The 19076-nt window shown below is 74.1% G+C and carries 18 protein-coding genes; 4 read left to right on the top strand and 14 right to left on the bottom strand.

Going from position 1 to position 19076, the window contains the following annotated elements; translation table 11 throughout:
- Positions 1-73: 73 nt before the first annotated feature.
- The 4 genes from BMY04_RS04430 to metG form a co-directional block, all read right to left on the bottom strand.
- On the bottom strand, positions 74-2974 hold the full coding sequence (locus BMY04_RS04430; RefSeq protein ID WP_091177966.1) for a helix-turn-helix domain-containing protein: 2901 nt from the start codon (positions 2972-2974) through the stop codon (positions 74-76).
- A gap of 189 nt (positions 2975-3163) precedes the next feature.
- Positions 3164-3556 (bottom strand): PPOX class F420-dependent oxidoreductase, encoded by a 393-nt coding sequence (locus tag BMY04_RS04425; RefSeq protein ID WP_091177965.1) that lies wholly within the window; start codon positions 3554-3556, stop codon positions 3164-3166.
- Between the two features lie 37 nt (positions 3557-3593).
- The gene (locus tag BMY04_RS04420; RefSeq protein WP_091177964.1) at positions 3594-4445 is read right to left on the bottom strand and encodes a phytanoyl-CoA dioxygenase family protein; all 852 of its coding nucleotides are present in this window, start codon (positions 4443-4445) and stop codon (positions 3594-3596) included.
- Positions 4446-4502: 57 nt separating this feature from the next.
- Positions 4503-6299: a methionine--tRNA ligase gene (gene metG, locus BMY04_RS04415; protein WP_408630440.1), complete on the bottom strand. Its 1797-nt coding sequence runs from the start codon at positions 6297-6299 to the stop codon at positions 4503-4505.
- Between the two features lie 132 nt (positions 6300-6431).
- On the opposite strand from metG, the gene BMY04_RS04410 reads away from it, so the two are divergent.
- Positions 6432-6965, top strand: coding sequence for a DinB family protein (locus BMY04_RS04410; RefSeq protein ID WP_091177963.1), 534 nt, complete (start codon positions 6432-6434; stop codon positions 6963-6965).
- Positions 6966-7082: 117 nt separating this feature from the next.
- Positions 7083-8306, top strand: a complete 1224-nt coding sequence (locus BMY04_RS04405; RefSeq protein ID WP_232506108.1) for an ArgE/DapE family deacylase — start codon at positions 7083-7085, stop codon at positions 8304-8306.
- Positions 8307-8337: 31 nt separating this feature from the next.
- Here the strand turns inward: BMY04_RS04405 and BMY04_RS04400 are convergent, their stop codons facing one another.
- The 10 genes from BMY04_RS04400 to BMY04_RS23015 all read right to left on the bottom strand — a co-directional run bounded on the left by BMY04_RS04400 (position 8338) and on the right by BMY04_RS23015 (position 17612).
- Entirely contained in the window at positions 8338-8763 is a 426-nt protein-coding gene (locus BMY04_RS04400; protein WP_091177961.1) for a hypothetical protein, read from the bottom strand.
- A complete protein-coding gene (locus BMY04_RS04395; RefSeq protein ID WP_091177960.1) occupies positions 8760-9836 on the bottom strand; it encodes an adenosine deaminase in 1077 nt (358 codons plus the stop codon). The genes BMY04_RS04400 and BMY04_RS04395 overlap by 4 nt, the downstream gene beginning before the upstream one ends.
- Positions 9829-10254 carry a cytidine deaminase gene (locus BMY04_RS04390; protein ID WP_091177959.1) on the bottom strand — a complete coding sequence of 142 codons (426 nt, stop codon included), beginning with the start codon at positions 10252-10254 and terminating at the stop codon, positions 9829-9831. Before BMY04_RS04390 ends, BMY04_RS04395 begins: the two co-directional genes overlap by 8 nt.
- Positions 10255-10354: 100 nt before the next feature.
- Positions 10355-11656, bottom strand: a complete 1302-nt coding sequence (locus BMY04_RS04385; protein WP_091177958.1) for an ABC transporter permease — start codon at positions 11654-11656, stop codon at positions 10355-10357.
- On the bottom strand, positions 11653-12918 hold the full coding sequence (locus tag BMY04_RS04380; protein ID WP_408630439.1) for an ABC transporter permease: 1266 nt from the start codon (positions 12916-12918) through the stop codon (positions 11653-11655). The genes BMY04_RS04385 and BMY04_RS04380 overlap by 4 nt, the downstream gene beginning before the upstream one ends.
- A complete protein-coding gene (locus BMY04_RS04375) occupies positions 12915-14549 on the bottom strand; it encodes an ABC transporter ATP-binding protein (protein ID WP_408630438.1) in 1635 nt (544 codons plus the stop codon). The genes BMY04_RS04380 and BMY04_RS04375 overlap by 4 nt, the downstream gene beginning before the upstream one ends.
- Position 14550: 1 nt before the next feature.
- Positions 14551-15678, bottom strand: coding sequence for a BMP family lipoprotein (locus BMY04_RS04370; protein WP_170853995.1), 1128 nt, complete (start codon positions 15676-15678; stop codon positions 14551-14553).
- Between the two features lie 252 nt (positions 15679-15930).
- Positions 15931-17184 carry an amidohydrolase gene (locus tag BMY04_RS04365; protein WP_091177957.1) on the bottom strand — a complete coding sequence of 418 codons (1254 nt, stop codon included), beginning with the start codon at positions 17182-17184 and terminating at the stop codon, positions 15931-15933.
- Between the two features lie 48 nt (positions 17185-17232).
- Complete coding sequence (locus tag BMY04_RS23020; RefSeq protein WP_198409941.1) at positions 17233-17439, bottom strand: nuclear transport factor 2-like protein; 207 nt, start codon at positions 17437-17439, stop codon at positions 17233-17235.
- A gap of 23 nt (positions 17440-17462) precedes the next feature.
- The gene (locus tag BMY04_RS23015) at positions 17463-17612 is read right to left on the bottom strand and encodes a hypothetical protein (protein ID WP_198409940.1); all 150 of its coding nucleotides are present in this window, start codon (positions 17610-17612) and stop codon (positions 17463-17465) included.
- A 167-nt stretch (positions 17613-17779) separates the two neighbouring features.
- Between BMY04_RS23015 and BMY04_RS04355 the strand changes: the two genes are divergently transcribed.
- Both BMY04_RS04355 and BMY04_RS23660 read left to right on the top strand, forming a co-directional pair.
- Entirely contained in the window at positions 17780-18673 is an 894-nt protein-coding gene (locus BMY04_RS04355; protein ID WP_091177956.1) for a siderophore-interacting protein, read from the top strand.
- 158 nt (positions 18674-18831) lie between these two features.
- Positions 18832-19076, top strand: a 245-nt coding sequence (locus BMY04_RS23660) for a helix-turn-helix domain-containing protein (RefSeq protein WP_170853994.1), incomplete at its 3' end; no start/stop codon positions are given.

Here is a 19076-nt window from a genome sequence, read left to right as displayed (position 1 = left end):
GTGCCGGCGGCGCGGCAACCTACCGCTCGGCAGGAACGGGTCGGGGTCGCGGGGTCGCGGACGGGGGCGAGCGCTACGGGGACTGGCGCGAGGGCGCCGTGCTGACCAGCGGCAGGTCGTTCAGGCTCAGGGCCAGCTGCGTACGGCTGTGGACGCCGAGCTTGCGGTAGGCGTTGGCCAGGTGGGTCTCGACGGTGCGGACGCTGACGACGAGGTCGGTCGCGATCGCCCGGTTGCTCGCGCCCCCGGCGACGGCTCGCGCCACCCGCAGCTCGGACGGCGTGAGCGCGTCACGCCCGGCCACCGGCAGGGCGCCGGCGGCCACGCTCGGGGCGAGCCGGCGCGCCCCGGCGAGCAGGCGGGGGTCGCCGACGTCCTCCGCCAGCGCGGTCGCCCTGGTCAGCAGGGCGCGGGCCTGCGGCACCCGGCCGTCCTCCTCCAGCATCGACACCCGCTCGAGCTGCGCCCGGACCAGCTGAGGGCGGTGGCCGCCGGCCTCCAGGTCGCCGAGCGCACGTTCCGAGAGCCGCAGCGCGGTGGGCAGGTCGCCGGAACGCCACGCGAGCAGCGCGCGCAGGCGCCGGCCCTGGCCGCGTGCGTGCACCCGGCCCGGCCTGGACCCGACCGCGGCGACCGCGTCGACGACCTCACCGGCCTCGGACAGGCGACCGAGCTGGATCAGCGCGCGGACGAGCTCGACGTCGATCCAGAGCCGGCGCCCGGGCTCGGCGATCCCCTGCGCCTCGGCGGCCGCGCGGGCCCGGCGCAGCGTCGAGGCCGCCTCCGCCCAGGCGCCCGAGGCCGCGTCGTCGAGGCCGCTGATCGCCGCGCGCAGGAGCTCCGCCTCGGCCGGTGCCTCCGGGTCGAGCGGGCCGGCGAGGACGTGGTCGCGGGCCGCCCGGTCGTGGCGGGCCACGGCCAGCAGGCCGCGGGCCCGGTGCAGGGCAGTCGGCAGCGTCTCCAGCGCGACGGAACGTTCGGCCGCCTCGGCCAGCAGCGCCTCGGCGGTGCCCGGACGCCCGGCCAGCACCTCGACGGCGGCCGCGTGCGCGAGCGCGTCGACGGCGGCGTACGGCTCGCCCGCGCGGGTGGCCGCCCGGACCGCTCCCGCGAGGCCCGCGCGCGACCGTGCCAGGTCGTCGGCCTGGTAGGCCCAGCCCGCCGCGAGCGCGTCGGCCGAGGTCTCGAGGGGCCCGGTCCCCGCGTCGAGGTCGCGGACCCGGTCCAGGCGGGCGTCGTCGACGCCGCCGCCCGCGTCCAGCCGCGCCCGCGCCTGGGCCGTGAGGACGCGTGCCGAGGTGTGCGGCGCGCCGTCGGGGCCGAGGGGCGACGGCAGGCTCGCGGCGAGGCCCTCGAGATCGGTCCCCGGCAGGGCGAGCCGGCGGTGCGCCTCGGCGACCCGCTGCTGCGGGCTGCCCGGCACGAGCGAGCGCTGCACGGCGGCGAAGAAGCGGGCCACCGCCGCCAGGCCGCCGGTCCGCGCGGTGCTCTCGGCCAGCACGCAGGCGGCCCGGTCGAAGACGGCCACGGAGAGCGCCGAGGCGTCGAGCGGTCGGAGCAGCTCCGGAACGAGGGCCGCGTCGCCGGACGCCAGCGCGTCCTCGGCGGCCTCGACCGCCCGTTCCGCGAACCGCCCGCTCTCCTCCGGCGTCCGCTGCAGCGCCCGCCGGGCCAGGCGCAGGGCGACGGCCGACGTCTCGGTCCGCCGGGCCCGGCGGGCCGCGAGGACCAGGTCGGCGGCGAGCTCCTCGTCGGGACCGGGCGGCGCCGCCAGGTCGAGGTGCTCGACGCGCTGCGTGCGCGGTAGCGGCAGCGCGGCGACCGCCCGGTGCAGCGCGCGCCGGGCGACGGGGTCCAGCGCGTCGACGGCTCGGCGGGCGACGTCGGGGTCGGTCGCGGTCAGGACCTCGTCGTCGAGGCGCAGGAGGCCGCGGCCCAGCCCGTCGCAGGCCGCCCCCTCCGCCCCGGGCACGACGCGGACGAGCTCGTCGAGGCGGGCACCTCCCATCAACGCGACGGTGGCGAGCACCGCACGCAGCGTCGCGGGCAGCGGGTCCGGCAGGGCATCCCGCGGGGTGCTCGGCAGCGGGTCCGGCAGCGGGTCCGGCCCCGCGTGCGGCCGGGACGGCGGGACCTCGGGCGCCGGCTCCGGAGCCCGGGTGGTGACAAGCGGCCCGAGCGTCGGAGAGGCCGCCGACGCCGCCGACGCCGACCTCGGGTCGCCCGTCACCCGGGCGCTCGCGAGGGCCAGCGCCCAGAGCGGGTTGCCGCCGCTGTCCTGCGTGACCGCCGCGACCGTCGCGGCCGGGAGCGCTCCGAGCCCGGCCCGGTCGAGCACGGCGGCGATGGAGGCCGGACCGAGCGGTTCGAGCCGCACGACCTGGTCGGGACGGAAGAAGCCCCGCGCTCCCCCGGTGGTCGGGCGCCGGCCCGCCAGCACGACGGAGACGACGTCGCCGAGCGCGGTGCCGCCCAGAACGCGCTGGAGGACCCCGATCGAGGCCTCGTCGAGCCACTGCCACTCGTCGACGACCAGCGTGACGCCCGGGGCGAGCCCGGCGAGGACCTCGGCGACGTCACGCTCGAGGGCTGCGGAGAGACCCGGCCGGCCGGCCGGCCCGTGCGCGGTGGCGAGCGCGCGACGGACCCGTACGGCGGCGGGCGACGGCAGGTCCGCGACGAGGGCGCCGAGCGCGGCGTGGTCGGGCGTCGGCGCGGGATCGCCGCGGAGGAACAGCACGTGCCGCTCGTCGTGCAGCGTCCGTACGACGGCGTCCACCAGCCGCGACTTGCCGAGGCCGGGCTCGCCGACGACGACCAGCCGGCCCCCGGGCGCGCGTCCGGCCGCGAGCATCCGGGCGTACACGGCGCGCCGTTCCTCGACCAGGTCGGGCGGCACCGTTCCGGCCGGCCGCTGGGCCGCGGGCAGGTCGTCGGGCAGGAGCCCGGGGACGACGCTGGTCCGGCCGCTCACCGCGGTCCCCGGACTCCACGGGCAGCAGAGGTGCTCGACCGCGGTTCGGTGGACACGGCAAGAGCATAGAAGGGCTAACTGAGCACCCGGCCCTGCGTCCCGCCGGTGCCGACCCTGGACGACCCCCGGCACGACCCCGAGGGCGCGGGCGTCACCCCCGGGGGCGCGCGGTCGTCGCGGGCGAGCCGGTCACCAGGGCGAGCGGACCTTGTCGGCGGCGATGGTCACGACCAGGCGGGTGCTCGGGCGACCGCCGTAGTTGCGGTAGGGACCCCCGGTGTAGCGCTGCGACAGCGCCTCGATGTGCTCCCAGCCGCCCTCCTCGGTGATGCCGACGACACGGCCGCGGACCTCGAAGTAGCGCGTCACGTCGGCCGGGTCGCAGACGTTCAGCGAGACGCGGGGGTCGCGGCGCAGGTTGCGGACCTTCTGGAAGCCCTCGACGGTGTTGATCACCACGTGCTCGCCGTCGGTGTCGACCCAGGTCTCGGTGAGCTGGGGCGAGCCGTCGGGCATCACGGTGGCCACGAAGCAGGGCGCGGCGCCGCGCAGGAGCGCGAGCAGGTCGTCAGGAAGGGTCACGGCGCAGTTCTACCTGCCGACCCCTAGGCGCGGCGGCTCAGCCCATCACCAGGCCCTCGATGTCGTGCCTCTGCACGATCGGCACGAGCTCGTCGACGACCCGCGCGTGCAGGTGCCGCCGGAGGTCCTCGGGCAGGGAGTCGTGGTAGGCCCGCGTCACCATCAGGTCGTGCAGCGCGTCGTGCCCGGCACCCGGCGCGTCGACGCCGAGGACGACGACGGGGCGGGCGAGCTCGGAGCGGTTCGCGGTGCCCCGGTGGATCGTGAGCGCCGACCGGGCCGAGACGTCGCCGCGCTGCGGCGTCTTGTAGACGCTGGCGGCCGCGTAGCGCGGCCACTCGGAACGGTCCGGGAACTGCTGGTGGTCGAACTCCAGGCCGCTCTCGAACTGCGTGCCGAGCGCGATGTTGAAGGGCCCCATGTCCTTCGTCGTGTCGACGGTCGTGACGTTGAAGGCCAGCGAGGTGAGCCGGTGCTGCTCGTACGTCTCCGGCGGCGACGGGAAGTCGCGGTGCCAGGGCTGGTCCTTCGCACCGGCGAAGGGGATGTCGAAGCCGATCTCCACGATCTGGTAGTCCGGCCCGAGGACCGTCTCGCAGACCTTCGTCACCCACGGGTGGGTCACGAGGTCGACGAACCCGCTGAGCTCCTCGGGATGGACCTCGACGTACCAGCGCTCCGGCCCGCGGCTGACCGCCCCGCCCTCGCGCTGCCGGGCGTCGTGGAAGGCGGCGAGCACGTCGGCGTTCAGCCGGTCGACCCACTCGACGGAGAAGGCGCTCTTGAGCGCGACGATCCCGTCGCCGTACAGGCCCTCGACGATGCCGCGCGCCTCCTCGTCGAGGTCGTCGGTGGAGGGTCCGGCGTCGGTCCGCGCAGCGCTGCTCACGCCGGGGATCGTAGGCCGTGACCGTTCCGGGGTGCGGCGCGTACGGACCCGAGGGGCTCAGGCGTCGATGCGGGCCCAGGAGGGCCCGGTGCGGCCGAGCTCCTCGTCCAGCTTGGTGAACAGCGGGGTCGGCTTGACCAGCGGCGTCCCGGGGACGATCGGCCGGCTGGCCCAGACGGCCTGCTCGTTCGCGTAGTCGCCCATGAGCACCGGGTAGTCGGGCCCGCCCTCCTCCGAGACCGTACGGATCTGCGGCTGGGCCGCCCACACGCCCTCGCCGCCGAGCGCCTCGAACACCTTCTGCGCCGCGTGCGGCAGGAACGGCGTCAGCAGCGTGTTGGCGTCGGACACGACCTGCAGCGCGGTGTGCAGGACGGTGTCGCGCCGGGCGGGGTCGTCCTTGAGCTTCCACGGCTCGGTCTCGGAGAGGTAGCGGTTGGCCGACTGGACCAGCCGCATCGCCTCGCTGATCGCGGCCTTGAAGCGGTTGCGCCCGAGCAGCTCGCCGACGACCTCGTACGACCTGGCGGCCGTCTCGAGCAGCGCGCGGTCGACGTCCTGCAGCGCGTTCGGTGTCGGGATGGCCCCGTTGTTCTTCCAGGCCAACGAGATCGAACGGTTGACCAGGTTGCCCCACTCGTTGGCCAGCTCGAAGTTGGTCCGGCGCACGAACTCGTCCCAGGTGAAGTCCGAGTCGGTCGTCTCGGGCCCGGCGACGGCGATGAAGTAGCGCAGCGCGTCGGGACCGAACTCGCGCAGGAAGTCGCCGACGTAGATCACCTGGTTGCGGCTCGTCGAGAACTTCGCACCGCTCATCGTCAGGTACTCGCTGGAGACGACCTCGCTCGGCAGGTCGAGGACGCCGTACTCCTCCCCCGGCTCCCCGCCGTGGTCGCCCTGCCCGTTGTGGCCGAGCAGGATCCCCGGCCAGATCACCGAGTGGAAGACGATGTTGTCCTTGCCCATGAAGTAGTAGCCGCGGGCCTGCGACTCGTCGCCGACGGTCCACCACTTCCGCCAGGCTTCAGGGTCGCCGGAACGCTTCGCCCACTCGATCGAGGCCGAGAGGTAGCCGATCACCGCGTCGAACCACACGTACAGCCGCTTCATCGGCTGCTCGCTCCAGCCCTCGAGCGGGATCGGGACGCCCCAGTCGATGTCGCGGGTGATCGCGCGCGGCTTGAGCTCGGCGATGAGGTTCTCGCTGAACTTGAGCACGTTCGGCCGCCAGTCGGTCCGCGTCTGCAGCCACGCGCTCAGCGAGCCCGCCAGCGACGGCAGGTCGAGGAAGAAGTGCTCGGTCTCGACGAACTCCGGCGTCTCCCCGTTGATCCGCGAGCGCGGGTCGATGAGGTCGATCGGGTCCAGCTGGTTGCCGCAGTTGTCGCACTGGTCGCCGCGCGCGCTGCCGTAGCCGCAGATCGGGCAGGTGCCCTCGATGTAGCGGTCGGGCAGCGTCCGGCCCGTCGACGGGCTGATCGCGCCCATCTGCACGCGCGGCACCACGTAGCCGTTGCGGTGCAGCGCGAGGAAGAGGTTCTGCACGACGGCGTAGTGGTTCAGCGTCGTGGTGCGGGTGAACAGGTCGTACGAGAGCCCGAGGCCCTGCAGGTCCTCGACGATGACCCGGTTGTACTTGTCGGCCGCCTCACGGTTCGTCAGCCCTTCGCGCTCGGCCTGCACCCCGATCGGCGTGCCGTGCTCGTCGGTGCCGGAGACCATGAGGACGTCGTGGCCGCTCATCCGCATGAAGCGGCTGAACACGTCGGAGGGAACACCGAAACCGGAGACGTGACCGATGTGTCGGGGGCCGTTGGCGTACGGCCAGGCGACGGCGGTCAGGATGCGAGCCACGACCGGCGAGCCTAGTCGGCGTCCGCGGTGGTGCCGGACCGGTTTCGGCGGGGACGGAGCTGTCAGAGGTCCTCTCTAGCGTGGGACCCGTCCCGTCGACCGCCGACGAGACCTCCGCCGAAGGAGCCGCAGATGACCGAGCCCACCCCGATCCGTCTGTCCGAGCGCGACGAGCTCGTCGCGGTCCTCGAGCGGCAGCGAGGGTTCCTGCTCACCACCGTGCGCGGGCTCACCGACGAGCAGGCCCGCCTGACCCCGACCGTCAGCGCGCTCAGCCTCGGCGGCCTGGTCAAGCACGTGACCGCGACGGTCGCCTCGTGGCTCGACTTCGTGGAGCACGGCGCCCCCGAGGGCGGGGGCACGAGCTGGGAGGACGCCGACCCCGCCGTGGTCGAGGCGTACGCGAACGGCTTCCGCCTGCTGGAGGAGGAGACGCTCGCCGAGGTGCTCGAGGCGTACGACGCCGTCGGCGCGCGCACCGCCGCCCTCGCCCGCAGCGTCGACCTCGACCTGGCGCACCCGCTGCCGGAGGCCCCCTGGTTCACGCCCGGCGAGGCGTGGAGCAACCGGCGGGTGCTCGCGCACGTGCTCGCCGAGACCGCCCAGCACTCCGGGCACGCCGACATCATCCGCGAGGCGATCGACGGGCAGAAGACGATGGGCTGACCTCCGCCCGGGACCCGGCCGCGAGAACGGGGGTGATCCTGCACCGTGGTGGTGCACGATCACCCCCAGTGCGCACACCACACGTGCGCGCCCACCGTCGTGCCGAGGAGCCCGCCCGTGACCGTCGACCACGACGCCCTGGTCCGCACGCTCGAGGACCTGGTGGCGGTGCCCAGCGTGGGCGGCACCGCCGACGAGCTGCGCGTGCAGCACGTGCTGGCCGAGCGGCTGGGCGACCTCGGCCTGAGCGTCGACCTGTGGCCGCTGGACCTGGACGCCCTGCGCGCGCAGGACGCGTACCCGGGCGAGGAGGTGGAGCGCACGGCCGCCTGGGGCCTGGTCGCCGTGAGCCACCCCGGCGAGGACGTCGGCCTCGTCCTGTCGAGCCACGTCGACGTCGTCCCGCCCGGCGACCTCGAGGCGTGGAGCGGCGAGCCGTTCACCCCGGTCGTCGCCGACGGCCAGCTGGTCGGTCGCGGCGCGTGCGACATGAAGGGCGGCCTCGCGGCGAGCCTGGCGGCGGTCGCCGCGCTCGGCGCCGACGTCAGCCGGGTGCCGCCGTTCGCCGTGCACTGCACCATCGGCGAGGAGGACGGCGGCCTCGGCGCGTACGGGACCCTCGTCCGTGGTCACACGGGCCGCGCGTGCGTGATCCCCGAGCCGACGGCCCTGCGGCTGAACACGGCGAATGCCGGCTCGCTGACCTTCCGCCTCGAGGTGCCGGGCCTGGCCACGCACGGCAGCACGGCGTACGCGGGGGTGTCGGCGGTCGACGCCTACCTGCCGCTGCACGCCGCGCTGGCGGCGCTGTCCGAGCGCCGCAACCGGGTGCGCGAGCCGCTGCTCGACCACCTGCCCGTCCCCTACCCGCTGTCCGTCGGGCGCGTGCGCGCCGGCGACTGGGCCAGCAGCGTGCCCGACCTGCTGGTCGCGGAGGGCCGCTACGGGCTGCGGGTCGAGGAGGACCCCGCCGCCGCGCGGCGCGAGCTCGAGGAGGTCGTCGCGGAGGCGGCCGCCGCGCACCCGTGGCTGCGCGACCACCCGCCGGTCGTCACCTGGCCCGGGGGCCGTTTCGGGGGCGGGCACCTGCCCGCCGGGCACCCGTTCGGGCACCAGGTCGCGGCGGCGCACGCACGCGTCACGGGAGGCTCGCAGCCGCCCGAGGTCGGCGCGCCCTGGGGCAGCGACCTGCGCCAGTACGCCGCCGCCGGGGTGCCGACCCTGCACTACGGCCCCGGTGACGTCCGCCTGGCGCACGGGCCGGACGAGTCCGTGCCGCTGGCCGAGGTCGTCACCGCCGCCGAGGTGTTCGTCGACCTGCTGCGCGCGGGCGTGGCCTGAGCCGGTCGGGCCGCGAGCCCGACCAGGACGTTCAGGTCCGCAGCAGGTGGGCGACCCAGAGCAGCACGCCCAGCACGACGACCGCCAGCAGGGTCCGGAGGCCGACCAGCGCCCAGGACCGTGCGTGCGGCGAGCGCCAGCCGTGCGCCTCGGCCAGCCAGTTCTGCGGGGGCACTCCGCCCAGCCCGACGAGCTCGACCGCCCGCTGCTCCTCCTCCGGCACGAGCGCGACCCAGAGCTGGTCCAGGCCGGCGCCCGTGCGGACCACCAGGTCCGGGTCGAGCCCCGCGAGCCGCGCGGCCACCCGGTCGGTCGCCGACCGCTCGTCCTCGGCGGAGACGACGAGCAGGTGCGGCTGCTTGCTGATCACGTCCTCGACGCGGTAGACCGACCCGTCGGGCCCGAGCGCGAGCCGGTAGGACACCCGGTAGGGGTAGATCCGGGGCGCCCGGCTCACCGGTACGCGGGGAGGATCACGTCCTCGACCAGCCGACGGCGCTCGGGGTAGGACCAGAAGGCGCTCTCGGCCGCGTTGACCGTCAGCCGGCGCAGCCCGGCGAGGTCGTAGCCGAGCTCGCTGACCAGCAGGCTCATCTCGCGGCTGAGGCTCGTGCCGCTCATCAGCTGGTTGTCGCAGCTCACGGTGACGAGGAAGCCGAGCTCGTCGAGGCGACGGATCGGGTGCGCGGCCACCGAGGCCGCCGCCCCGGTCTGGACGTTGCTCGACGGGCACAGCTCGAGCGGCACCCGGCGGTCGCGGACGTAGGCGGCGACCTCACCGAGCCTGTCACCCTCGGGCCCGGCCTCGATGTCCTCGACGATCCGGACGCCGTGCCCGACGCGGTTCGCGCCGCAGGCGAGCACCGCCCCGGCGATCGAGTCGACGCCGGCGGCCTCGCCGGCGTGGATCGTGTACGGCCGGCCGTGCGTCCGCAGGTGGACGAAGGCGGGCAGGAAGCGTTCGGGCGGGAAGCCGTCCTCGGCACCGGCGATGTCGAAGCCGGCGACCGTCCCGCTGCGGTCGTCGAGCACGAGGTCGGCGGCAGTGAGGTTGGGCTCGACGTGGCGCATGGACGTGAGCAGCTGGCGGACGACGATCACGTGCCCGCGGGCGCGGCTCGCCTCGATGCCGTCGGTGATCCCGGCGGCGACGGCGGCGACCGCCTCGGCCTGGGTCAGCCCCTGCTGGGTGTGCTGCTCCGGCGCCCAGCGGGCCTCGCCGTAGACGACGCCGTCGGCGGCGAGGTCCTCGACGAACTCGCGCGCGACGCGGCGCAGGTTCGCGGTGGTCTGCATGACCGCGATCGTGTGGTCGAACGTCTCCAGGTAGCGCACCAGCGAGCCCGAGTCGGCCGCCTCGACGAACCAGCGCCCGAGCGTCGCGGCGTCGGTGTCGCTGCCGGCGGGCAGCGCGTGCCCGTTCTCGCGGGACAGCTCGAGCACCGTTCCCGGGCGGAGGCCCCCGTCGAGGTGGTCGTGCAGGGACACCTTGGGCAGGGCGCGGATCCGGTGGAGGTCGAGCTCAGTCATGCGACCCAGTGTCCCGGGGACCGACGCGCGCCAGGTCCTCGGGGCCGAAGGCCTGCGGCAGCACCTCCGTCATGGGCAGCACGCCCTCCGGGGTGTCGACGAGCAGCGCGGCGCCGCCGTGCTCCCACAGCAGCTGGCGGCATCTCCCGCACGGCATGATCTTGGCGCCGTTCGCGTCGCAGCAGGTGAAGGCGACCAGACGCCCGCCGCCGCCGGCGACGAGGTCGGAGACCAGGCCGCACTCGGCGCACAGCGTCACGCCGTAGCCCGCGTTCTCCACGTTGCAGCCCGCGACGACACGGCCGTCGTCGACCAGGGCGGCCGCGCCCACGGGGTAGCCCGAGTACGGCGCGTACGCCCGCTCGATCATCGCCCGCGCCCGTTCGCGCAGCGGCGTCCAGTCGATCTCGTCCGTCACCCTCAGACCCCCGCGACCGGTAGGTTGCCGCACCGTTCGGGCTCGGATTCGCGCGGCAACCTACCGCTCGCGCGGAAGCTGAGGTCGAGCAAGCTGCCGCTCACTTCTCGTAGGGCACGCCGTCGGCGGCGGGCGGGCGTACGCGTCCCACCAGCCCGGCGACGGCGATGATCGTGGCGATGTAGGGCAGCACCAGCAGCAGCTGGCTCGGCATCGGCGTGCTCAGCGTCTGCAGCTGCGACGCCATCTGGGTGACGAAGCCGAAGAACAGGCACATCACTGTCGCCAGGACCGGGCGCCAGCGGCCCATGATCAGCGCGGCCAGCGCGATGAAGCCGTTGCCGACCGTGAACTCCTTGGTGAACTGCCCCGTCGAGGCCAGCGTGAAGAACGACCCGCCCAGACCGGCGAGGACGCCGCCGAAGAGGACCGCCGACCAGCGCACGCCTCGCACGCTGATGCCGACCGTGTCGGCGGCCTGCGGGTGCTCGCCCACGGAGCGGACCCGCAGCCCGAAGGTCGTGCGGTAGAGCACGACGGACACAACGACCACGGCGACGATGGCGATGTAGGCCAGGATGTTCTGGTCGAAGAGCACCCGCCCGAAGAACGGGATCGAGGACAGCCCCGGGATCGGGATCGAGTCGAGCACGGGGGCGTTGTTGTACGTCGACGCCGCGGGCTGGACGAGCTGGTCGAAGAGGAAGCCGGTGACGCCGACGGCGAGCAGGTTGAGCACGACGCCGAGGACGACCTGGTTGACCAGGTAGTTGATGGAGAACACCGCGAGCAGCGCGGCCATGGCCACCCCGGCGACGACCGCCGCGAGGATCGCCCACGTCACCGACTGGGTGACGCTGCCGACGACGGCCGCGGCGAACGCGGCCGCGAGGAACTGCCCCTCGATGCTCACGTTCACCACACCGGCCCGCTCGCACATCACGCCGCACAGGGCGCCGAAGACGAGCGGGGTCGCCAGCGAGAGCGTCCCGGCGAACTGGTTGCTGACCGGGAACGGCAGGTCACGGCCCGCGGCCGCCCAGGTGAGGAAGCCGATGACGACGGCGAGCCCGGCCACCGTCGCGGCGAGCGCGGCGAGCCGGCCGTGCACCCGGCCGCTGAGGAAGGCGGCCGCGGCGAGCAGGCAGAGCACCGCGCACACGGCGACGGTCGGCAGCCCGGGCAGCGGGACGGTCCCCAGCTGCACCTCGTCGAAGGCGTCGCTCAGCGCGAAGCGCGCCACGCCGGTGGTCGAGCCGAGGGAGACCAGCAGGAGCACGCCGACCACGGCGATCAGCACGCCGGTCGACAGTCGCTGCCGCCGCTTCTCCGGCGACTCGACGGTCTCGGTCGTCGTCGGCACCACGGCGTCGGTCCGGGGTGCGGGGTCGAGAGCGGTCACGAGGCGAGTCCTCCCTGCGGGACCGGCCCCGAGGTGTGGGCCTTGCGGGTGCGGACGAAGGGGACGAGCTTGGTGACCAGCGCGGGGGCCGCGACGAACAGCACGATCAGCGCCTGGAGGGCGGTGGTCAGCGTGAGCGGCGTCTGGGCGACCGACTGCATGGCCAGGCCGCCGGCGTGCAGCGCGCCGAACAGCAGCCCGGCGAGCACCGTGCCCAGCGGCGTGGAGCGCCCGAGCAGGGCGACGGTGATCGCGTCGAAGCCGATCGAGCCGACGATGCCGGCCGACAGCGGCACCGGCAGCCCGGAGGCGGACGGGCCGAGCGCGGCCTGGACCCCGGCGAGGCCGGCGAGGGCGCCGGCGAGCGCCATGGTGATGATCGTCGTCCGGGCCACGCTCATGCCGGCGGTCGCCGCCGCGTGCGGGTTGGCCCCGACGGCGCGGATGGCGAAGCCGGTGGTCGAGCGCTCGAGCAGCCACCACACGACGACGGCGGCGAGCAGGGCGACCACGAACCCGAGGTGCAGCTGCGTGCCGGCCAGGCGCGGGAACGTCGCGTTCCAGTCCACGATCGGCGAGATCGGATCGGTGCGGCCGGGCCGCTGGAAGGCGGTCGTGGTGAGCAGGTACGCGAGCAGGCCGGCCGCGACGTAGTTGAGCATGATCGTGACGATGACCTCGTGCGCGCCGGCGACGGCCTTGAGCCAGCCGACGAGGCCGCCCCACAGCGCGCCGCCGACGAGGCCCGCGACGATCGCGACGAGCAGGTGGAGGCCGGGCGGCAGGTGCAGGGTGAACCCGACGTACGCGGCGAGCAGCGCGCCGAGGATCGCCTGGCCCTGACCGCCGATGTTGAACAGCCCGGCCCGGAAGGCCAGCGCCACGCCGAGGCCGGCGCAGATCAGCGGCGCGGCCTGCGCGGTGGTCTCGGTGATCGGCCCGACGCCGCCGAGCGAGCCGGCCAGCAGCGCGCCGTACGCGCCCCCGACCTTGTCGGCCGAGGCCGCGAGCGCGTCGGAGGGCCGGGCGAAGAAGTAGGCGAACTTCGAGCGCACGTCGGAGTCCGACACGATCATCAGCACCGCGCCGACCAGGAAGGCCAGGACGAAGGCGGCGACCGTGGTGACCACGTCGGTCCACGGGAAGCGTCGCGCCGGGCCCGCCGCCGTACGGGGTGCGCCCGTCGCAGGGGCGGGTCCGGTCGGCGGGGTCGCCTCCTCGCCGGCCCCGGGGCCGGCGGGCGGTGTGGTCGCGGTGCTCACGTCAGGTCCTCTCCGGCGGGGACGCCGTCGTCCGCCGCACCCCGGTGGGCGGCTGCGGCGGCGGCGAGCGCCTCCTCGGTCGGCACGCCGGCCATCATCAGCCCCAGCGCCTCGCGGGAGGTGTCGGGCGGCACGACGCCGACGATCCGGCCTCGGTACATCACGGCGATGCGGTCGGCGAGCGCCGCCACCTCGTCGAGCTCGGTGGAGACGATGAGCACGGCGGTGCCGCGGTCGCGCTCGGCGACCAGGCGCTTGTGCAGGAACTCGATGGCGCCGACGTCGACGCCGCGGGTGGGCTGGCTGGCCACGAGCGCGGCGAGCGGGCGGGACAGCTCGCGGGCCAGGACGACCTTCTGCTGGTTGCCGCCCGACAGCGCGCTCACGGGCGTGTCGATGCCCTGCGTACGGATGTCGAACTCCCCCACCCGCTCGTCGGCGTTGCCACGGATCCTGGCGAGGTCGAGGCGGATGCCCCTGGCGAACGGCGTCTCGTCGAAGTGGTTGAGCACGAGGTTCTCCGCCACGGTGAAGCTGCCGACGAAGCCGTCGTGCTGGCGGTCCTCCGGCACGAAGCCGAGCCCCGCGTCGATGATCTCCTTCGGCGAGCGCCCGCTGATCCGGGCGCCGTCGAGGGTGACGGTGCCCGTCGTGACCGGGAGCGTGCCGAGCAGCGCGTCGGCCAGCTCGCTCTGCCCGTTGCCCTGCACGCCCGCGACGCAGACGATCTCGCCGCCGTGCACGTCGAGGTCGAGGTCCTCGACGACGACCTGGCCGCCGGCGTTGGCCACCGACACGCCCTGCAGGGAGAGGCGCGGCGTCGCGCTGCGCTCGGTCGGCTGCTTGTCGACCACGAGGCTCACCGCACGCCCGACCATGAGCTCGGCCAGCCGCCCCTCGGGCTCGGTCGGGTCGGCCGTGCCGACGACCGCACCGCGGCGGATCACGGTGATCCGGTCGGCGATCTCGCGGACCTCGCGGAGCTTGTGGGTGATGAAGACGACGGCCTTGCCCTCGTCGCGCAGCGAGCGCATGACGACCATGAGCTCGTCGATCTCCTGCGGCGTGAGCACGGCCGTCGGCTCGTCGAAGATCAGGAACTTGGCGTCGTTGGCCAGCGCCTTGAGGATCTCGACGCGCTGCTGGACCCCGACCGGCAGCTCCTCGACGACCGCGTCCGGGTCGACGTCGAAGCGGTAGCGCTCGCTCAGCTCGCGCACGGTACGGCGGGCCTTGCGCATGCTCAGGAAGCCGGCGCTGCCCTCGCGGCCGAGCACGAGGTTCTCCGCGACCGTGAAGACCTCGACCAGCATGAAGTGCTGGTGGACCATGCCGATGCCGGCGGCGATGGCCTCCTTGGGGTTGCGCACCAGGACCGGCGCCCCGTCGACGAAGATCCCGCCCTCGTCGGGCGTGAGCAGCCCGTAGAGGACGTTCATCAGCGTCGACTTGCCGGCCCCGTTCTCGCCGAGCAGGCAGTGGATCTCACCGGGCCGGATGTCGAGGTCGATCCGGTCGTTGGCGACGAGCGACCCGAAGCGCTTGGTGATGCCCCGCAGCGCCAGCCCGGACTCGGGCGGCGCTGCGGGGTCGGCCTCGGTCACCGAGGCCTCGGTGGTGCGAGAGCTCACGTCAGGAGGTCGGCTGCGACTTGGACTCGATGGTGATCTTGCCCGAGACGATGTCGGCCTTGAGCTGGTCGACCTCGGTCTTCAGCTCGGCCGGGACCTTCGAGTCGAAGTCGTGGAACGGCGCCAGCCCGGTGCCACCGTTCTCGAGGGTGCCGACGTACGGGCTGTTGTCGAACGAGCCGTCCTTGGCCGCCTTGATGGCGTCGGTGACGGAGACGTCGAGGCCCTTCGTGACGCTCGTGATGATGTTCGAGCAGTAGGTCTCGGCGCTCACGCAGCCGTCGGTGTCGACCCAGATCGCGTTGACCTTGCCGCCGCTGGCCTTGGCCGCCTGCAGGCCGCCGAGGCCCGCCGGGCCCGCCACCGGGAAGAGGATGTCCGCGCCCTGGCTGACGAGGCCCTGGGCGACGCGCTGGCCGCCCTTCTGGTCCTCGAAGCTGCCGACGAACTGGCCGTCCTGCTTGGCCTCGTCCCAGCCGAGCACCGAGACGTTCTTGCTCTTCTGCTTGTTGTAGTACTCGACGCCCTGGGCGAAGCCGTCCATGAAGATCGTGACGGTCGGGAACTTCTGGCCGCCGAAGGTGCCGACCTTGCCGGTCTGGCTCATGCCCGCGGCGACGTAGCCGGCGAGGAAGCTCGACTGCGCCGTGTTGAAGACCAGCGGCTTGAGGTTCTTGGCCGCGGGGTACGCCTTCGGGTCGTTGTTGTCGACGATCGCGTACTTGATGTCGGGGTTGGCCTTGGCGGAGGCCAGGGTGTCGTCGCTGAGGGCGAAGCCGACGGTCACGATGATGCTGCACTTGGCGTCGACCATCGACTGCACGTTCTTGGCGTAGTCGGCGGCGGCGTTCGACTCGACCTGGCCGGTCTCGATGCCGAGCGCGGTCTTGGCGTCGGTGAGGCCCTTGTACGCCGTCTGGTTGAACGACTTGTCGTCGAAGCCGCCCGAGTCGGAGACCATGCAGGCCTTGAAGCCGGAGGCGTCCGTGCCGCCGGAGGAGGCGCCACCGCTGGGGGCTGCCGCGCTGCCGGAGCTGCCCGCGTCGGTGCCGGGCGCCTGCGCGCAGCCGGACAGGGCGAGGGCGGCGGAGGCCGCCAGGGCCCCCACCAGGGTCAGGGTCTTCTTCACGGGTGGGTCTCCTCGTTCGGTCCTGCGTCGTGAGCCAAGAGATCGTGCGGCCCGCACGGGCCGCGGCGAGGAAACCTCGCGCCGCCAGGGGGTCACCCCGGCGCAGAGCACTCTAGTGCCTCGCCACCCCCCGACCCCGAATCCTGGCGGTCACCATCGGGTTACGACGACGGCGGGCCGATCATGCCCGTTCCGCGGGCCCGCCCAGGTCGAGAGCGTCGGCGCGCGGGCTCAGGTGCAGGGCGGCCGCGGTCAGAGCAGGACCGGGGCGCCGGAGGCCACGTCGCCAGGGAGGCTGCTGGCCACGTCGGCGAGCACCTTGAGGCCGACGTCGATGCAGGCCTCGTCGACCCGGAAGCTCGGGTGGTGGATGTCGGGCCAGGACGCGCTGCCCGGGGTCCGCACGCCGAGCCGGGCCATGGCGCCGGGCACCTGCTGCAGCATCCAGGAGAAGTCCTCGCCGCCCAGCGACTGCTCGGTGGCGGTCACGCCGCCGGGGCCGAGCATGGCCTCGCCGGCCGCGGCGAGCCGGTCGACGCCGGACTGCGCGTTGACCGCCGCCGGCGTGCCCTCGTTGATCGTCACGCGTGCGTCGACCCCGAACGGGGCGACGATCTGCGTGGCGACCTCGGGCAGCATCGCCTTGGCCTGCTCCCAGCCCGACGTGGTGAGCGCACGCAGCGTGCCCAGCGCCTGGCCGCTGCTCGGGATCGCGTTGGGGGCCGAGCCGGCGGTGATCTTGCCCCACATCATCGAGACGCCGCTGCGCGGGTCGACGCGCCGGGAGAAGACCAGCGGGGTCTGGGTCACCAGCGCCCCGAGGGCCGCGACGACGTCCTGCGTGAGGTGCGGGCGGGAGGTGTGCCCGCCGCTGCCGGTGAGCGTCACGCTGATCTGGCTGACCGCCGAGGTGACCGGTCCGGTCTTGAGCGCGATCTGGCCGGCGTCGGTGCGCGGGTCGCAGTGCAGCGCGTAGATCTCGGACAGGTCGGTGAGCACGCCGCCGTCGATGGCGTCGACCGCGCCGCCGGGGCTGGTCTCCTCCGCGGGCTGGAAGATCAGCCGCACCCCACGACGAAGCAGGCCGTCCTCGCGCAGCCGGGCCAGCACCATCCCCACGCCGAGCACGATCGTCGTGTGCACGTCGTGCCCGCAGGCGTGCGCGACGCCGGGCACCCTGGAGGCGAAGTCGACGGCGCTGCCGTCGGGGATCGGCAGGGCGTCGAGGTCGGCGCGGAGACCGATCATCCCTGCGCCGGCGTCGTCGAACGGGTCGCCGTACGGGAGCACGTCGCACCACGCGCCCGTGCCGATGGGCAGCACCTTGGCCACCAGGCCGCACGACTCGAGGACCTCGACCACCTTGGCGGTGGTGCGGTGCTCGGCGTTGCCGACCTCGGGGTGCGCGTGGATGTCGCGGCGGATGGCGACGAGGCGGTCGTGCACGGCGTCGACCTCGGCGACGATGCGGGCGCGGCGCAGGTGGTCGTCGACGGCTTCAGACATCGCTGTCCAGTCTCGCACGTCGCCCACGGCCGGGGTGCGTCGTTCGCGTTACGACCCTGCGACGACCCCTGCGACGGCCGCGTCGTCCAGCTCGACGTTGTAGGACGTGATCCGCACGACGCTGCCGGCGTCGAGCTCGTACACGTCGCAGGACGACACCACGCTGCGGGAGCCGTCGGGCCCGGTGTAGGCCACGACGCTGTCCACCGCCACGGCCTCGTCGCCGACCACGCTCAGGCTGCGCAGGGTCTCCACGGCCGTCCCCTCGAGCTCGGCGGTCAGCTCGTCGCAGGCCTCGACGACGGCGTCCCGCCCGAGGACGGTGCCCTCGCCGACGAGGACCAGGTGACGTCGGGGGCCAGGGCGTCGTACGCCTCGGCGAAGCGGTGGCCGGAGAAGGCCTCGGCGACCTGCTGGGGCGTGGACATCGGTCCTCCTGCCGTCGGGGGCACGTCGCCCTCGACGCTCCGGAGGGTGCGCCGGTCCCGTCCAGGTGCGGCGCCACGGTCCAGGGGCCTGTCCGGGTGGGGCGCCGGCGGCAGGCACCAGCGCGCGGAGAGGTTAGGGTCGCCTTACCTCGAGCATCGGAGAGCGCATGGGCTACTACGACGTCTACCACCGGGCGGTCGTCGTCTCGACGCGTCGGCTGACGCCGCACCTGCTGCGGATCGAGCTCGGCGGAGAGGGCCTGCGCGGCTGGTCGTCCAGCGGCGTGCCCGACGAACGGCTGGTCCTGGTCCTGCCCGCTCCAGGCGCGTCGGCGGTGGCCGAGCCCACGACGATGCCGGACGGCACCCAGGACTACCCCGACCCCGACGACCAGCCACCGATGCGCAGCTACACGGTCCGCGCGTGGGACGCGGAGGCCCTGCGGATGACGGTGGACTTCGTCGTGCACGAGGGCGGCGTGGCCTCGACGTGGGCCCAGGCCGCCGCACCGGGCGACGTGATCTACCTGACCGAGGCGATGGGCTGGTACCGGCCGCCGGCCGGCACCGCGTGGCAGCTCCTCGTCGCCGACCTCACCGGGCTCCCCGCCCTCGCCCGCGCGGTCGAGGCCCTGCCCGCCGGCGCGCAGGCGTACGCCGTCGTCGAGGTCCCCGGACCGGACGACCGGATCGAGGTCGAGAGCGCGGCCGACGTGCGCTGGACCTGGCTGGTCGGCTGCGGCAACGACGCGGGACCCAGCCTGCTGCCCGAGGCCGTGGAACGGTTCGAGGCGCCGGAGGGACCCGGGTACGTGTGGTTCGCGGGCGAGGCGAGCGCCTCCCGAGCGGTCCGCAAGCACCTGCGCCAGGTGCGCGGCTGGCCGACCGCGCGCGCCTGCACCCTCGGCTACTGGCGCGTCGACTCCGAGCGCTGGGACGCCCGCTACGCCGAGGTCGCCCCGACGCTGGAGTCGGTCTACACCGAGGCCGTCGCCGCGGGCGTCAGCTCCGACGAGGCCCTCGAGCTGTACGACGAGGCCCTCGAGCGCGCGGGGTTGTAGGCGAGGGGTCGGACGCCGCCTGAGCCTGCCGAACGCCCCCTGAGCCTGCCGAACGCCCCCTGAGCCTGTCGAAGGGCCTCGTTGGGTTCTCGTGATCGTTGCAACGCCTCTATTGGTGGAGGTGGATGTTGACGTTCGGAGTGGGGGTCCGTCAGCGAGTGTTCGCGTTGCTGGCTCGAGGCTGGTCGCAGAAGCAGACCGCGTCGGTCACGGGCGTGTCGGCCCGGGCGATCGGGCGTTGGCGCGCCGAGGTTGGCGGGGTGGAGTTCGAACCGTGCCAGGTCCAGCGCTACCTCAGCCGTGACGAGCGCTACGAGATCGCCCGGCTTCACGACAGCGGGCTCGGGGTGCGAGAGATCGGGCGCCGGCTGTGCCGCTCAGCCTCGACGATCAGTCGAGAGCT

Source organism: Microlunatus flavus (assembly GCF_900110855.1).
GTDB lineage: Bacteria > Actinomycetota > Actinomycetes > Propionibacteriales > Propionibacteriaceae > Microlunatus > Microlunatus flavus.
This window is presented reverse-complemented; position numbering and strand designations above follow the sequence as displayed.

Excerpts from the sequence above, each read along its gene's own strand:
- BMY04_RS04410 (WP_091177963.1), top strand. The coding sequence starts at position 6,432 with ATGACCGAGCCCACCCCGATCCGTCTGTCCGAGCGCGACGAGCTCGTC.
- BMY04_RS04395 (WP_091177960.1), bottom strand. The coding sequence starts at position 9,836 with ATGACTGAGCTCGACCTCCACCGGATCCGCGCCCTGCCCAAGGTGTCC.
- BMY04_RS04365 (WP_091177957.1), bottom strand. The coding sequence starts at position 17,184 with ATGTCTGAAGCCGTCGACGACCACCTGCGCCGCGCCCGCATCGTCGCC.
- BMY04_RS23015 (WP_198409940.1), bottom strand. The coding sequence starts at position 17,612 with ATGTCCACGCCCCAGCAGGTCGCCGAGGCCTTCTCCGGCCACCGCTTC.
- BMY04_RS04355 (WP_091177956.1), top strand. The coding sequence starts at position 17,780 with ATGGGCTACTACGACGTCTACCACCGGGCGGTCGTCGTCTCGACGCGT.